The sequence below is a fragment of the Paraburkholderia agricolaris genome (genome assembly GCF_009455635.1).
Classification (GTDB): Bacteria; Pseudomonadota; Gammaproteobacteria; order Burkholderiales; family Burkholderiaceae; genus Paraburkholderia; species Paraburkholderia agricolaris.
Genome location: NZ_QPER01000002.1, coordinates 2,602,458 through 2,617,076 on the forward strand (window position 1 = coordinate 2,602,458; position 14,619 = coordinate 2,617,076).

Here is a 14,619-nt window from a genome sequence, read left to right on the forward strand (position 1 = left end):
GTAACGACAGCGAAATGAAAGGTTAGTGCGAATGGCTCGCAAAACGAAAGAAGAATCGCAAAACACACGTAATGGCATCCTCGATGCCGCTGAACTGGTGTTTCTGGAAAAAGGCGTCGCGCAAACCGCGATGGCCGATATCGCCGACGCGGCGGGTGTGTCGCGTGGCGCGGTCTACGGACACTACAAGAACAAGATCGAGGTGTGCCTCGCGATGTGCGACCGCGCGTTCGCGCGCGCCGCCGAGGGCTTCGAACTGGCCGAGGATGGACCTGCGCTGGAGGCGCTGCGCGAGGCGGCGCTGCACTATTTGCGGCAATGCGTCGAATCGGGCTCGGTGCAGCGCGTGCTCGAAATCCTCTATATGAAATGCGAGCAGAGCGAAGAAAACGCCCCGCTGCTGCGACGGCGCACGCTCTACGACAAGCAGACGCTGCGCATCACGACCGCGCTGCTACGGCGCGCGGTGAGCAACGGCGAGTTGCCCGCCACCCTCAATCTGCATCTCGCGAGCGTGTATTTTCAGTCGCTGGTGGAAGGCATTTTTGGCACGATGGTGTGGACCGACCGCCTGCGCAACACACCGTGGGAAGACGTCGACGCGCTGCTGCTCGCCGGCATCGACACGCTGCGCGATTCGGCGCGGCTCAGACATGCAAAGCCTTGCGCGGCCACCTGAAGCGGCTTGGTGTAAACGCGTAAAACGCGCGCTATGCGCGCATATGCGATCGATAATCGCGCAATCGGCATCGAATGCGGATTGTGAGATATGCATCGCGTCATTAACCTTCCGAAATCCTGCAACGGGTCGGCGGCGGCCGGCGCTGATTCCTGGGCTTATCTTCCGCCACGCGATCCTGAACCGCAGTCCGAGAATCCGAAGGAGACACCGTCATGAGTACCACCATCCCCAAAGCGCCGAAAACGGCCGTGGCCGGCAACAATACGGCGCGCAGCCAGGCACGCAAGGCGGCGCTCGGCAGCTTTGTCGGCGCCGTGGTCGACTGGTACGACTTTCTGCTGTACGGCATCGTCGCCGCGCTCGTCTTCAATGCCGAGTTCTTCCCGAAGGTCAGCCCGGCAATGGGCACACTCGCCGCCTTCGCAACCTTCGGCGTCGGCTTTCTGTTCCGGCCGCTCGGCGGCTTCGTGTTCGGCCACTATGGCGACCGGCTTGGACGCAAGCGCATGCTGGTTCTCACGGTAATGACGATGGGCCTCTCCACCGCCGCGATCGGCCTGCTGCCGGCCTTCTCCAGCATCGGCTGGTGGGCGCCGGTGCTGCTCGTGACCTTGCGCGCAATCCAGGGTTTCGCGGTCGGCGGCGAATGGGGCGGTGCGGCGTTGATGGCGGTCGAAAGCGCGCCGGAAAAGAAGAAGGCCTTCTACAGCAGTGGCGTGCAGGTCGGCTATGGCGTGGGTCTCGTGCTCTCGACCGGCCTCGTCGCGATCATCAGCCGTTCGATGGACAACGCGTCGTTCCTGAGCTGGGGCTGGCGCCTACCGTTTCTGTTCAGTGTGGTGCTGGTGCTGATCGCGCTGTGGATCCGCTCGAGCATGGAAGAGTCGAAGGAGTTCGTCGAGAAGGTCGGCGAGCACGGCGAACGCAGCGTGCGGCTGCCGATCGTCGAGGCCTTGCTGAAGCACCCCAAGGCTTTCCTGCTGATCATCGCGCTGCGCCTCGCCGAGTTGTTCACGATGTACATCGTGACGGCGTTCGCGCTGAACTACTCGACGGCCAATCTGCACATGCCGCGCGAGTTCTTCCTCTCGATCGGCCTGCTGGTGGGCGCGGTAAGTTGCGTGACGATTCCCTGCTTCGCGTGGCTGGCTGACCGTTTCGGCCGCCGCCGCGTGTATATCGTCGGCGCGCTGGTCGGCATGTTCAGCGCGGTGCCGTTCTTCCTCGCGCTCGAAGCGCGCTCGACGGTGTGGATCGTGATCTTCGCGGTCATGCTCGCCAACGTCGCCCACGATATGGTCGTGAGCGTGCAGCAGCCCATGTTCACCGAGCTGTTCGGTACCGAGTATCGCTATAGCGGCGCGGGTGTCGGCTATCAGGTGGCGAGCGTGGTCGGCGGCGGCTTCACGCCGTTTATCGCGGTGGCGCTGGTCAGCTTTGCCGGTGGCTCGTGGCATCCGGTGGCGGCTTACCTCGCGATCGGCTGCCTGATCTCGGTGCTGGTGGCCGCGAAGATGAAGACCGGGCGCGGCGTCGCCTGATTCTGACCGCGGGTCTCACTGATCACTGATTGTTGCGATGTTCCGACGGGCCGGCCTGGCGAAAACGCCACGCCGGCCCGCTTCTCTTTTGTCCCCGCCTTCTTGCCGTTCCGGCATCCAGATCCCGCGCCTCAGGTCGTTCATTCCGATGCTTCATGCCGCGTTGCCGCAATTCGGCAAATTACGGTCGTATTTCACCAGGCTAATACCTTATGCATTTACATCTCATATTGCAAAGGCTATGTCTGCGTCCTATCGTTCGTCGAAGCGGGGCTTATATCGAATTTGCATACGGCATATGAAATTCGATTACATATATTGATGCCGGATTACTTGCAATTTTTTTACGCCGCGACACTCAAGCATTGTGTATGAAGCGCCGATAACAAAGAATTCCTCACCGGAGACCGACCATGAGTAGTATCACCGAGCCGAATGGCACTTCAGGCTCAGCCCCATTCTTTTCCAAACAGGCCACCGTCGCGCAACCGGGGTTTTCGCGCTGGATGGTTCCGCCCGCGGCGCTCGCGGTTCACCTGTGTATCGGCCAGGCCTACGCCTTCTCCGTGTTCAACGGGCCGCTCACCAAAGTTATCGGCATTACGCAATCCGCCCCCGACGACTGGTCGCTGACTTCGCTCGGCTGGATCTTTTCGCTGGCGATCGTGTTCCTTGGTTTGTCGGCCGCGTTTGCCGGCAAGTGGCTCGAACACGTCGGTCCACGCCGTACGATGTTTACCGCCGCGTGCTGCTTCGGCGGCGGCTTCCTGATTGCCGCACTCGGCGTGCATCTGCATCAGATCGCGCTGCTCTATCTAGGCTACGGCGTGATCGGCGGAATTGGGCTCGGGCTCGGCTATGTGTCGCCGGTGTCGACGTTGATCCGCTGGTTTCCGGACCGCCGCGGCATGGCGACCGGCATGGCGATCATGGGCTTCGGCGGCGGCGCGATGATTGCCGCGCCATTGTCCGTGGCATTGATGAACCACTTCCGCAGCGCGACGAGCATCGGCGTGGCGGAAACTTTCGTCGTGCTCGGCATTGCGTACTTCATCTCGATGTCGATCGGCGCACTCGCGATTCGCGTGCCGCCGGCAGACTGGAAGCCGGCCGGCTGGACGCCGCCCGCGACCAACCAGAAGAAGATGATTTCGCGTAACCACGTGCACATCGACCAGGCGTTGAAGACGCCGCAGTTCTATCTGATCTGGCTGGTGCTGTTCCTCAACGTGACCGCGGGCATCGGCATTCTCGGCCAGGCGTCGGTGATGATTCAGGAAAGCTTCAAAGGCACCGTGACCGCTGCCGCCGCGGCCGGGTTCGTCGGTCTGCTGTCGCTGTTCAACATGGGCGGCCGTTTCGTGTGGGCTTCGGCTTCGGACTGGCTCGGCCGCAAGAACACCTACTTCATCTTCTTCGCGCTCGGCGCCGTGCTGTACTACCTAGTGCCCGGCTTCGCCGCTTCCGGCCAGATCGCCCTGTTCGTGCTCGCGTACTGCGTGATCCTGTCGATGTACGGCGGCGGCTTCTCAACGGTCCCCGCGTATCTCGCGGACATGTTCGGCACGGCGTTTGTGGGCGGCATTCACGGCCGTCTGCTGACCGCCTGGGCCGCGGCAGGGGTGGCGGGTCCGGTGCTGGTGAACTACATCCGCGCGTATCAGGTGGAGCACGGCGTCGCCAAGGCGGATGCCTACACGATGACGATCCACATCATGGTCGTGCTGCTGGTGATCGGCTTCATCTGCAACCTGCTGGTCAAGCGGGTCGACGACAAGCATCACATGACCGACGCACAACTCGCCAAAGGCGCCTAAGGAGACTCGCATGTCGACCGTTCAAGCCGTTCATCCGACCAACAAGGTCAAGCTCGCCGTCTTCTGGCTGTATGTGACGCTGCCGCTGGCATGGGGCGTGATCAATACGCTCACGCAGGCGATGAAGCTGTTCAAGTAAGCAGGTAAGCACTGCATCGCCCCCGCACGATCGAACGTGCGGGGCGCAAAAAAAGCGGGCCGACGGCGCGCGCAAACCGCGCATTCGTCTCTGCCCGCTTGTCCTGCCGCCGGCCTCTCACCGGTACATCGCCGCTTCAGATTTTCTCGAACAGCACATCCTGTGCGCCTTCCCACAGCACCTTCGTACCAAGTTCGCGCAGCTTTTCCTTGCCTTCGACGATCGTCAGGAAGTGATTGCCCGCGAGCTGGCCCAGCTTGCTCGCGAAGCAGCACGACCCGTACGCGAGGATGATCTCCGTTTCGCTGTAACCGCCCGGATAGAACAGGATGTCGCCAACCGACGGATGGCTCGTATGATTTTCGAAGCCGACCGCCGCGCCGTCGTTTTCGAGTTTGAAGTCGCCAAGCGGAACCCAGCAACCCTCGCCGCTCCAGCGCACGTGAATGAGCTTCTGACGGTACGGCAAGAGCTTCAGAAAAGCGGCCACCGTTTGCGGCGCGTCAGGATGCGTTTCGGCGGTAAAGACATGGCCGCAGGAGGTAATTCGAAGTCGGGTCATCGCTGGATATCCGTGTGACGGGTTGAGTGGAAAGGTCGGTCAGACGCCGGCCGGGGCGCGGCTGCAGGCGCAACATTCTGTCGGCCCGTGCAAGGCTTCGACAGATACACTTGCCGTCCAACTGGTCAGGCCAGTTGAACCAGTGGCGACGGCTGCCACGCAGGAAGCAGACCACCGTATCCCGCCGCAAACTACCAGGCTGCGCGCAATGCGCCGCGATCCAGCCAAAGCCATGGGTGCTTCCGGCTTGCTGTTTGATGCTGCATCATGCCGGGCAGGTCGGCGATAAACCGGCCTGAACACCGATCGGGCCCCTGCGTGCCAGCTCTACCGGCACTCACGCCACGAAACTTCGTAGTTTGCAAGCGATGCAATGCGCAGCAAACTGCGAAAAGTGCATAACGTCCGTTCTGGCAATTCAACGGACGGCAAAGCTGGCGAAGGAACCGGCGTCACCGTGGAAATTTCACACGCCGCCGCGAGATCCTTGCCCTCGATACCCCTGCGACCATCTTGACATGCCAGGCCACGCGCGAACATTGCGGCGCCGCCCGGCAGAACAGCGTGTCGCAACCGGCGAACCCCCGCGCGCCTTGAAGCGCCGGCGCACCGCTCGGGCATCGCATGCTGGCGAGCCGCTCACATGATTCAGCCGCACAACCCGACACTCAGCCGCGCAGCCGGTAGGCAAGCGGCGTCACGCCGTAGCCACGTTTGAACTGCACGGAGAAATGACTGGCGTTCTCGTAACCAACCGCAAGCGCGATTTGCAGCACCGGCAGATCGGTGGCGCGCAGCAATCTCGCGGCCTCCTCGAGCCGCAAACGCGTAACGAACTGATGAGGCGTTTCACCGGTCTCGCGGCGAAACACCCGAGCAAAATGAAAGTTACTTAAACCGGCCTGTGCGGCCAGTTCGCCAATGGCCAGATCGGCGGCAAGATTGGCACGGATGTAATCGGTTACACGCCGGATACGGCGCGGCACCAGGCGCTCGGGATGCGGCGGCAAGCAGCCCACGCGAGGGCCGCGCGAATAGTGTTGCAGTAAATGAGCGGCGAGCGCGTGGGCCAGCGCGTCGACATACAGCCGCGAGTCGGTGGGGTCGCCCGCGGCGCGATGCAGCGCGCCGAGCATCGCGGCGATCAGTGGATCGTGAAACTGCATCGCGTCGCCCAACGACAGCTCGCGTGAGCCGCCCAGTTCCATCTGGTCGGCAACGCTGTCGATCAGGCTGCGCTCCAGGTGCAAATGGACGGTCGACAGCGGCTCATCGCTGATCGAACGCCAGCGCCACGAGACCGGCACGGGCGGCACGTACCAGACGTCGCCCATGCGCAGCTCGGCGCTCTCCCAGTGCCCATTCACGTTGCGCTCGAGGTGTTCGGCGCCGCTGCCGAGCGTCATCAACGTGACGTCCTGCAGGCCAGGTGCTTCCAGCAGTTCCTGCTCGGCCGGTTCGAGGTACGAGCGCAGCACCAGGTGCCGCCACGGGCGATCCACGCTCGACACCAGTTTTTTTCCCGCCATATAGCGGTCGTAGGCAAGCGTCGTTGTCAGCCTTGGAATTTTTGCCATCACGTCTCTTCCTGGGAGGTCCCGTATGTACATGAGCAAACCCTGTCACACCCGCATCGCCGGTTAGAGGTCAGCGCAAGATCTCAAAAATGATAGCAAGGAACCGGCTACCGTAATATTTGGAAATAGTTAATCATCCAGGTTGTCGTCTTTCATGCGTTTTGAACGCTGGAGCTACCGTTTCATGGAACACGAATGCGATACGCTGCCGCATTGGCTAACCGGCTCGCCGCAAGGCGAAGCCAGCCACGTGTCGGCGGCTTACACCTCAGCGGTTGCCGCAGAACCGGCTTACCCGGCCGGCACGCGGCAACCCGGGAATTCAGCCCACGCGGCTGAAGCATCCAGGGCATCTGCCCGCACCGCATCAAGCGTCGCGCCCGCAGGTTTCCTTACGCTCTTCACCGAGGAGGAGATCGGCACACCCTCGCCCGCCGCGCGGCGGTCCGCACCGATCATCAGTCCGCTGGTGCGATTTGGCAGCGCGCAGGACCGCATGGAGTTCGTGCGGCGGCGCATCAAGCAACTTGGCTTCGACTCGTTCAGCTATTCAGCCACGCGCACCACCGCACATCACAAGACGATGTTCGTGCTGACCAGCTACGAGTCGCAGGCCTGGCTCACGCGCTATTTCCGCGAGCGTTATTTTGAGCTCGATCCGCGCGTTGCGCTGGCGTCGCCGACCGGCATGCCGTTCCTCTGGAACACGGCCGATATGCGCGCCGACCTGCCGCGTGCGCAGATGCGCAGCGAAAGGCTCGGCGGGCTGATCGACATGCTGGAGGCCACCGGGCGTAAAAGCGGCATTCTTACGCAGATGCCGCTGCCCGAGCCGGAGCTGAGCGCAAGCCTGTGCTTTAACTCGGAGATCGGCAACCCGCGCTGGATGACGGAGTCGATCGTGGCCGAAACGCTGATGTTCGCGCACACGATCCACGAATTCATCTGGACGCACGCGAAGAGCGTGATCGGGATCGCGCCCGCGCAGCAACAACAGCGCGTCACGCTGAGCGAGTTGCAGCACGCGGTGCTGAAGGCGGTCGTGCAGGGGCAGCGCGACAAGGAAATTGCTTATTTCCTTGGGCTGTCTCCGCATAACGTCGACTATCACCTGCGGCGCCTGCGGCAGTTGTTCAATGTGCGCAATCGCGTGCAGTTGATCAACGTGGCGCAGGGGTATGTGACGTAGGGAGGTTGAAAGAACACTGCGACCGGCGCGCTTATCGCGCCGGCCGCAGTCTTTGAACTTTAGCGCAGCACGGCTTGCCGCCCGATGGGCGGCAGTCAACCTCAAACGCTGCGCATGGTGCGCAGGCAATCTGCCGCGAGTTGCTGGTAAATCCGGGTGCCGGACGATTTCGCCACGATCTCGTCATCGCTCAGGGTACGCACCACTCGCCCCGGCACCCCAGCCACCAGCACGCCCGCCGGCACCCGCCAATCCTTCTTGACGAACGCACAAGCGGCCACGATGCTCGTCGCGCCGAGCACGACGCCGTCCATCACAACGGCGTGCATGCCGACCATCGTGCTCGGTTCCAGCGTCGCGCCGTGAACGATCGCGCTGTGCCCGACGTGACTGTCGACGCCGAGCCGGCAAGCGTTCGCCACGCCGGTGTGCAGCACACAACTATCCTGCACGTTGCTGCCACGCTCCACCACCACCGCACCGAAATCCCCACGCAAGCTCGCATGCGGCCCGATGTAACAGCAGGCGCCCACCGTCACGTCGCCGATCAGCACGGCGCTCGGATGCACGTACGCTGACGGATCGACGCGCGGCCGCTTGCCGTTGAACTCGTAGAGCGCCACTGTGCCGCCGCTCCGGTTCAGCTCGCGGCCGCGAGCACGTGATAGTCGTCCGCGCCCCAGTAGGCGCGCATGCGCACGATCTTGCCGGCGGCGTCGAAGTCCATCACGTCGGTCACGTCGATGTATGCGGGCCGGCCGTCCTGCCCCGCGATATGCACGCGAAAGCTGATCGACGCGCTATTGCCGTGCGAGCCGCGCGGCGGCGCCATCAGTTCGAGCCGGGCGCCCACGGAGGTCGCGTAGGTATAGAACGTTTCGATCTCGCTCCGGCCTTCTTTCAAGGGCGTGCCGACCGGATCTTCGACGCTCGCATTGTCGGCGAACAGCGCGACGACGCGGGCGGCATCGGCCGCATTGAATGCCTCGATATAGTCGACGAGGCGCGCTTTCATGTTTTCGCTGGCGTTCATCTGTCCTCCTAGCGCGCGGTGTAGCCGCCGTCGATCACCAGTTCCGTGCCGGTCACATAGCGGCCGGCCGGCGACACCAGATACAGAATGCCCGCCGCGATATCCTGTGGGTCGCCGATCTTCGCGAGCGGTACGAGCGTTTTCATATGCGCGAAGATCTGCTCCGGGTCACCGAGCTTTTCGAACGCCTCTTCCAGCAGCGGTGTGCGGATAAAGCCAGGATGCACGGAATTCGCGCGGATGTTCTGCGCGGCGTACAGCATCGCCTCGGTCTTCGCCATCAGCCGCACTGCGCCCTTCGAGGCGTGGTATGCCGGCACGTCCGGGCCGCCGACCAGCCCATACATCGACGACAGATTCACGATCGAGCCGCCGCCCGCCGTCAGCATGTGCGGAATCGCGTACTTGGTGCAGAGGAACACGCCCGTCACATTGACGTCGATGACTTTCTGCCATTGCTGCAGCGTCATTTCGTGCGTGGGCAGATTCGCCCCTTCGATCCCGGCGTTGTTCACCAGCGCATCGAGCCGTCCAAAGTGCGTGGCGATTTCGCCGAACACGCGCTGCACGTTCTCTTCCTGCGTGACGTCCATCTTCCAGAACGCCGCGCGGCCGCCCGACTCGTTGATCTCGGCGACCAGTTTCTCGCCCGGCTCCGTCAGCACGTCGAGCACCGCGATTGCCGAACCTGCCGCCGCCAAGGTGCGGGCAGTCTGCGCACCGATGCCGCGCGCGCCGCCGGTAATGGCGGTCACCTTGCCGCTCATGTCGAACAGTTGATGGGGGAATGTCATACCGTCTCCGTCATGTTGTAGTTGGGGTTACAGCGGCGTGCGGACTTGAGCGGCTCGTGCCGGGCACCCCCGTCGAGCCGTTCACCCTGTCGCGCCGCATCCGAAGGATGCCTCAAACGGCGCGCCGTTCCGCGAGAAATTCCAGGCATTCGCGATTGAAATACCGCCGATGCTCGACCATCACCCAGTGCCCGCAGCGATTCATCAGAACAAAGCGCGCGTCGGCGCAGTGTTCGAGAAAACGCATTGCGCCGCTGGCCGGATTGAAGCGGTCGTCCGTGCCCCAGAAACCCAGCACCGGGCATTTGAGTTCGCCGAGCCGTTCGGTAAGGTTCGGCACACGCATGGTCGACAGCACTTCCGGCGGCTGCTGTTCACACACGCTCAGCCGTTCTTCGACCAGTGCGTCAGTGACGAGGCTGCGGTCGAACACCAGCAGTTCGAGTAGCTGCCGCATCGTCAGGCGGTTCATCTGGCGGTTCGTGAAGAGCGACACCATCTTCTGGATGCCTTCCATCCTGAAGTAGGTTTCGCGCTCTTCGACACCGCCCGGCGCCATCATGATCAGACTGTCGACGTCGTCGGGATAATCGAGCGCGTATTGCAGCGCGATTGCGCCGCCGAGCGAATTGCCGAGCAAGGTGGCCCGGCCAATGCCGTGCGCCGTGAGTTGCGCGCGCAACGCGTCGACAAAGAAATCGAGCGTGTAGTTCACATCCGCGGGCTTCGACGACGCGCCGTAGCCCGGCAGATCGACCACGATCGCCCGGAACCCTGCCGCGGCGAACTGCGGGTAGTTGTACTTGAAGTTGCTGAAGCCGCTCGCGCCAGGACCACTGCCGTGGATGAACACAACGGGTGCGCCGCTGCCGGCTTCGAAGTGATGCAGTGTCAGGCCGCCGGGGACTTCCGTGAATATCCCTTTGGGCGCCTGCAAGGATTGCGGTGCGCTGCCGGACTTACTGTGCGCGTCGGCGTGTTGGGACTCGGTAGGCGTTGCGTTCATGCGCGCTTGTCTCCTAGCTCGCGCCGCGCTCGTTGGACGCGGCAGATTGTATGAGGGTCGCCAGCGAAAGCATCATCCCTTCGAATCCGCAGCGAGGCATCGTCTTTTCAGACTACGAGGCAGCGCCGCATTTCTCCTACCATCGGGCCCACATGGACAGACGGAGACAGCGGCAATGACAGGGTTCGATTTCAGCGGCAAGGTGGTGCTGGTGACGGGTGGCACCAAGGGAATAGGCGCGGCCATCGCGCAGGCGTTTCAGGCGGCGGGCGCAACGGTCTACATATGCGGACGCACACCACCCGCAAGCACGGCTGCGGGCGTGCCTGAGAACGCCCCACGTTTCATCGCCGCGGACGTACGCGATATCGACACCATCGACGCCATGCTCGCGCGGATCGAACGCGAAACGGGCCGGCTCGACGTGCTCGTGAACAACGCGGGCGGTGCGCCGTTCGCGCTCGCCGCGCAGGCCTCCCCGCGCTTTACCGAAGCCGTCATCCGCCTGAACCTGCTGGCGCCGCTGCACCTCGCGCAACGAGCGAATGCGCTGATGCAGCAGCAAGCGGAAGGCGGCGTCCTGCTGTTCATCGGCAGTGTGAGCGGTTTGCGGCCCTCTCCGGGAACCGCAGCCTACGGTGCGGCGAAAGCGGGTTTGCTGAATGCAGTGCGCTCGCTCGCAGTGGAGTGGGCGCCCAAGGTTCGCGTGTGCGCGGTCAGCCCGAGTCTCGTCGAAACAGAAGCCGCCACGAGCGGCCACACGGGTTCCTCCGCGGCGGATGGCGCGCCCGCTCTCGCCAGCATCGCCGCGACGATTCCCGCCGGCCGTCTCGCGAAACCCGGCGATGTCGCATCCGCGTGCCTGTTCCTCGCCTCGCCGCACGCCGCATATGCGTCGGGCAGCAACCTGATTCTCGAAGGCGGCGGCGAAGTGCCCGCCTTTCTCGCCGCCACCGATCTGCACAAGGCGTTCGCCACTCACTCATAGACGCATTCACGCGCGCCCACCTCGCGTCCCTGGGGCAAGCGACTAGTCCGTTTTGACGATTCTCGCGCCGCACGTGCCCCCTAACCTCTGATCACAACAAATTTCAGACGTGACCACAGAGGAGACAGGATGCAGATCAACGGAACACAGGCGCGCGCACCAGCAATGCGCGCAATGTGCGCGGCATGCAGACTCGCCGTGCTGGCAGCGGCGTCGGCGGCAACCATGACGACCTTCGCCACTCCCGCCTACGCGGGCGACACCGTCAATCTCGGCGCGGACACCACGCTCGACTACACCTTCACGCTCGGCTACGGCCTCGGAATGCGCACCCGCTCGCCGAGTGGCAATCTGCTCACGCCGGCGAACATCAACGGTGACGACGGCGACCGCAACTTCGCGAAGAACAAGCTGATCGAGAACCAGGTGAGCCTGCTGGGCGAGGTGAACCTCAAGCACGACGACTGGGGGGTCTTCGTGCGGGCCAATGTGTTCTACGATCAGGCTTACCAGCACCCGAACAGCAACAACGCACCCTACACCGTCAACCACAGCGGCGCGTACAACCAGTTCACCAGCGACGCAAGCTACTTTGCCGGCGGCTATCCGCAGTTGCTCGCGGCCTATGCGTACGACACCATCCACCTCGGCAACACGAGTCTGAACGTCAAGGTCGGCGATCAGGTCGTCGCATGGGGCGAGAGCGTGTTCTTTCCGAACATCGCGGGCGCCCAGGGGCCTTCCAATGCCACCGCGTCGTATGTGGCCGGTGCGGAGGTCAAAGATATCCTGCTGCCGGTGCCGCAGATCTCGACGCAATGGCAACTCGCGCCGAACTTCAGCCTGCTCGGCTACTACCAGTTCGCGTTCGAGCCTAACAAGCTGGTGCCGCCCGGCGGCTACTGGAGCTACTCGGACGTCGTCGGCCCCGGCGCGCAATACATCATCGGCCCAGGCGGCATGCAGATTCCGCGCGGCAACGACATCCGCCCGAACGGCGACGATCAGTGGGGTGTGGGCGCACGCTGGCGCGTCTTCGGCGACACCGAACTCGGTGCGTACTACCTGCACTACAACGACATGAACCCGAGTGTCGTGACGACGTACTTCCCGACACTGCAGTACCAGGAAAAGTACTTCGACCACATCAAGCTCACCGGCCTGAGCTTCTCGACCGATCTGAACGGCGTGAACGTCGCGGGTGAAACGTCGTACCGCCAAGGCGCCGCGGTGCTCGTGAACACCCCCACGGGAGCTCAGGCGACGCGCGGCGACGTCTGGCAGTCGAATCTCTCGGCGATCTATTCGATCGGACCGACCTTCCTTGCCGCCTCGCAAACGCTGGTGGGCGAAATCTCGTATGTGCACGCCGGCAACATCACGCCGGTCATGGGCTCGACGACGCTCACCAACACGCGCAACTCCGCGGCCTTCGAGGTGGCATGGACGCTCAGCTACAAGAACGTCTTCAGCGGCTGGGACGTCGACGTACCCATCACCTATGCCGATGACTTCACCGGCCAATCCGCGCTAAACGGCGCGCTCGGTTCGCTGACCGGCGTGGGCGACCACCGCGTGACAGTCGGTGTGAACTTCACGCGTCTGAGCAACCTGAAACTCGGGATCGTGTACGCGAAATTCCTCGGCACGCCTGACCCGAACAATCGCCCGCTCGCCGATCGCGACTACGTGCTCGCCACCGCCACTTACTCGTTCTGATGCTGCACAGCGCCCCGCGTATTGCGCGTATCGCAGGCTTTGGGCGCTTTGCGGCAAGCATCACCCTTTGAATCAGCCGTCTTTTTACTGCAAGAGGATTTGGTCATGAGTCGAATTTTCAATCCCGCATTGCGTGTCTGCGTGTTCGCGGCAGGCGCCGCGCTCGCCGTCACACTGGGTGCCCCATCGTTTGCCAAAACCAGCCCGGAAGATCTCGCCAAACTCGAAGGCCCGCTCACGCCGATGGGCGCAGAGCGCGCAGGCAACGCCGACGGCACGATCCCCGCGTGGAGCGGCAAATGGTTCGGCACGCCACCGGGCGTCGACTATAAGCCGGGCCAGCGCTTCCCCGATCCGTATGCGAACGAGAAACCGCTCTTCGTGATCACCGCGCAGAACATGCAGCAGTACGAAGCGCGTCTCACCGACGGCGAAAAAGCGCTGCTCAAGAAGTATCCCGACAGCTTCAAGATCCCGGTCTACCCGAGCCATCGCGATTTCAGCTATGGCGACGCCGTGTACAAGGACATTCGCCTGTACTCGCCCAACACCACGATGACGAAAGACCAGAACGGCCTGAAGGATTTTCCGCCGGTCACGCCGTTCCCTGTGCCGAAAAACGGCGTCGAGGCGATGTGGAATCTGCGCTTCGCGTCCGCGGTCGAAGGCGAAACCGCGACCTACGACCAGGCTGTGGTCTACCCCGACGGCAATATCGCGTGGGGCAAGGTGCAGTACGCGATTTACGGACCGCGCAGCGCGGACCATTTCGATCCGAAGAATCCGTTGAACGCGAAGAGCTTCTTCCGCCAGACCACCATGCTGCCGCTCTCCGATCGCGGCACGATCATCACCGGCTACGAAATGTGGGACCAGGAAGGCTCCGACACCCGCCGCACATGGTCGTATAACCCCGGTACGCGGCGCGTACGCCAGGCGCCCGAGTTCGGCTTCGACCAGCCCGAAGGACCGGGTGGCTTTCGCACCGTCGACGACGACCGCCTCTTCAACGGTTCGGGCGAGCGTTACGACTGGAAGATCCTCGGCAAGCGCGAAGTGTATGTGCCGTACGACAACTACAAGCTGATGGACCCGTCGATCAAATACACCGATCTGCTGACCAAGGGCCATGAGAACACGCAGTACATGCGCTTCGAACTGCATCGCGTGTGGGTGTTGCAGGCTACGCTCAAGTCCGGCTATCGCCATCAATACGCGAAACGGGTGCTGTATCTCGACGAAGACACCTGGAACGCAGTCGCCGCCGACAACTACGACGCACGCGGCACGCTGTGGCGCACCAACCTCGCCCCGACGCTCTACGCGTACGACGCCAAATCGTTCTATTCGACCGCCGTGTTCTATCACGATCTGATCTCGGGTGCTTATTACGCGGACCGTCTTTCGAATCAGGAACCGATGCCGGTGCTCACACGCGGCTCGCAACTGACCGAAGCGTACTTCTCGCCGGATGCGATTCGCGGCGCGGGCAACTGATTTCGTCGCCTCTCTAACAAAACCACGGCCGGGGACGGATTCAGGTCCAGCCCCGGCGCTTTTTTCTTTCTAATC

At 62.9% G+C, this 14,619-nt stretch carries 14 protein-coding genes; 8 read left to right on the plus strand and 6 right to left on the minus strand.

The features are described 5' to 3' along the window. Positions 1 to 31: 31 nt before the first annotated feature. The 4 genes from GH665_RS32905 to GH665_RS32920 all read left to right on the plus strand — a co-directional run bounded on the left by GH665_RS32905 (position 32) and on the right by GH665_RS32920 (position 4,179). A complete protein-coding gene (locus GH665_RS32905) occupies positions 32 to 679 on the plus strand; it encodes a TetR family transcriptional regulator (protein WP_153141284.1) in 648 nt (215 codons plus the stop codon). A 215-nt stretch (positions 680 to 894) separates the two neighbouring features. After that, on the plus strand, positions 895 to 2,223 hold the full coding sequence (gene shiA / locus GH665_RS32910; RefSeq protein ID WP_153141285.1) for a shikimate transporter: 1,329 nt from the start codon (positions 895 to 897) through the stop codon (positions 2,221 to 2,223). A 413-nt stretch (positions 2,224 to 2,636) separates the two neighbouring features. Next, entirely contained in the window at positions 2,637 to 4,040 is a 1,404-nt protein-coding gene (locus GH665_RS32915; RefSeq protein WP_153141286.1) for an L-lactate MFS transporter, read from the plus strand. A 10-nt stretch (positions 4,041 to 4,050) separates the two neighbouring features. Further along, entirely contained in the window at positions 4,051 to 4,179 is a 129-nt protein-coding gene (locus GH665_RS32920) for an MFS transporter small subunit (RefSeq protein ID WP_025647814.1), read from the plus strand. Between the two features lie 136 nt (positions 4,180 to 4,315). Here the strand turns inward: GH665_RS32920 and GH665_RS32925 are convergent, their stop codons facing one another. Both GH665_RS32925 and GH665_RS32930 read right to left on the minus strand, forming a co-directional pair. Continuing rightward, entirely contained in the window at positions 4,316 to 4,741 is a 426-nt protein-coding gene (locus GH665_RS32925) for a DUF3830 family protein (protein WP_134463425.1), read from the minus strand. A 668-nt stretch (positions 4,742 to 5,409) separates the two neighbouring features. Then, positions 5,410 to 6,318: an AraC family transcriptional regulator gene (locus tag GH665_RS32930; RefSeq protein ID WP_153141287.1), complete on the minus strand. Its 909-nt coding sequence runs from the start codon at positions 6,316 to 6,318 to the stop codon at positions 5,410 to 5,412. A gap of 184 nt (positions 6,319 to 6,502) precedes the next feature. Between GH665_RS32930 and GH665_RS32935 the strand changes: the two genes are divergently transcribed. Then, positions 6,503 to 7,507, plus strand: a complete 1,005-nt coding sequence (locus GH665_RS32935) for a helix-turn-helix transcriptional regulator (protein ID WP_153141288.1) — start codon at positions 6,503 to 6,505, stop codon at positions 7,505 to 7,507. A 101-nt stretch (positions 7,508 to 7,608) separates the two neighbouring features. Here GH665_RS32935 and GH665_RS32940 read toward each other — a convergent pair whose 3' ends face one another. The 4 genes from GH665_RS32940 to GH665_RS32955 form a co-directional block, all read right to left on the minus strand. Beyond that, entirely contained in the window at positions 7,609 to 8,130 is a 522-nt protein-coding gene (locus GH665_RS32940; protein ID WP_153141289.1) for an acyltransferase, read from the minus strand. Positions 8,131 to 8,147: 17 nt separating this feature from the next. Next, a complete protein-coding gene (locus tag GH665_RS32945; RefSeq protein WP_153141290.1) occupies positions 8,148 to 8,540 on the minus strand; it encodes a nuclear transport factor 2 family protein in 393 nt (130 codons plus the stop codon). Between the two features lie 8 nt (positions 8,541 to 8,548). After that, entirely contained in the window at positions 8,549 to 9,334 is a 786-nt protein-coding gene (locus GH665_RS32950) for an SDR family NAD(P)-dependent oxidoreductase (protein WP_153141291.1), read from the minus strand. A gap of 112 nt (positions 9,335 to 9,446) precedes the next feature. Next, entirely contained in the window at positions 9,447 to 10,340 is an 894-nt protein-coding gene (locus tag GH665_RS32955) for an alpha/beta fold hydrolase (protein ID WP_153141292.1), read from the minus strand. Positions 10,341 to 10,515: 175 nt separating this feature from the next. On the opposite strand from GH665_RS32955, the gene GH665_RS32960 reads away from it, so the two are divergent. The 3 genes from GH665_RS32960 to GH665_RS32970 all read left to right on the plus strand — a co-directional run bounded on the left by GH665_RS32960 (position 10,516) and on the right by GH665_RS32970 (position 14,544). After that, positions 10,516 to 11,328, plus strand: a complete 813-nt coding sequence (locus tag GH665_RS32960; RefSeq protein WP_246216442.1) for an SDR family oxidoreductase — start codon at positions 10,516 to 10,518, stop codon at positions 11,326 to 11,328. Between the two features lie 129 nt (positions 11,329 to 11,457). After that, complete coding sequence (locus GH665_RS32965; RefSeq protein ID WP_153141294.1) at positions 11,458 to 13,047, plus strand: DUF1302 domain-containing protein; 1,590 nt, start codon at positions 11,458 to 11,460, stop codon at positions 13,045 to 13,047. Positions 13,048 to 13,152: 105 nt separating this feature from the next. Next, positions 13,153 to 14,544: a DUF1329 domain-containing protein gene (locus GH665_RS32970; RefSeq protein ID WP_153141295.1), complete on the plus strand. Its 1,392-nt coding sequence runs from the start codon at positions 13,153 to 13,155 to the stop codon at positions 14,542 to 14,544. Positions 14,545 to 14,619: the final 75 nt, after the last annotated feature.

Excerpts from the sequence above, each read along its gene's own strand:
- GH665_RS32920 (WP_025647814.1), top strand. The coding sequence starts at position 4,051 with ATGTCGACCGTTCAAGCCGTTCATCCGACCAACAAGGTCAAGCTCGCC.
- GH665_RS32945 (WP_153141290.1), bottom strand. The coding sequence starts at position 8,540 with ATGAACGCCAGCGAAAACATGAAAGCGCGCCTCGTCGACTATATCGAG.
- GH665_RS32935 (WP_153141288.1), top strand. The coding sequence starts at position 6,503 with ATGGAACACGAATGCGATACGCTGCCGCATTGGCTAACCGGCTCGCCG.
- GH665_RS32930 (WP_153141287.1), bottom strand. The coding sequence starts at position 6,318 with ATGGCAAAAATTCCAAGGCTGACAACGACGCTTGCCTACGACCGCTAT.
- GH665_RS32905 (WP_153141284.1), top strand. The coding sequence starts at position 32 with ATGGCTCGCAAAACGAAAGAAGAATCGCAAAACACACGTAATGGCATC.
- GH665_RS32915 (WP_153141286.1), top strand. The coding sequence starts at position 2,637 with ATGAGTAGTATCACCGAGCCGAATGGCACTTCAGGCTCAGCCCCATTC.
- GH665_RS32925 (WP_134463425.1), bottom strand. The coding sequence starts at position 4,741 with ATGACCCGACTTCGAATTACCTCCTGCGGCCATGTCTTTACCGCCGAA.
- GH665_RS32960 (WP_246216442.1), top strand. The coding sequence starts at position 10,516 with ATGACAGGGTTCGATTTCAGCGGCAAGGTGGTGCTGGTGACGGGTGGC.
- GH665_RS32970 (WP_153141295.1), top strand. The coding sequence starts at position 13,153 with ATGAGTCGAATTTTCAATCCCGCATTGCGTGTCTGCGTGTTCGCGGCA.
- GH665_RS32965 (WP_153141294.1), top strand. The coding sequence starts at position 11,458 with ATGCAGATCAACGGAACACAGGCGCGCGCACCAGCAATGCGCGCAATG.
- GH665_RS32955 (WP_153141292.1), bottom strand. The coding sequence starts at position 10,340 with ATGAACGCAACGCCTACCGAGTCCCAACACGCCGACGCGCACAGTAAG.
- GH665_RS32950 (WP_153141291.1), bottom strand. The coding sequence starts at position 9,334 with ATGACATTCCCCCATCAACTGTTCGACATGAGCGGCAAGGTGACCGCC.
- shiA (WP_153141285.1), top strand. The coding sequence starts at position 895 with ATGAGTACCACCATCCCCAAAGCGCCGAAAACGGCCGTGGCCGGCAAC.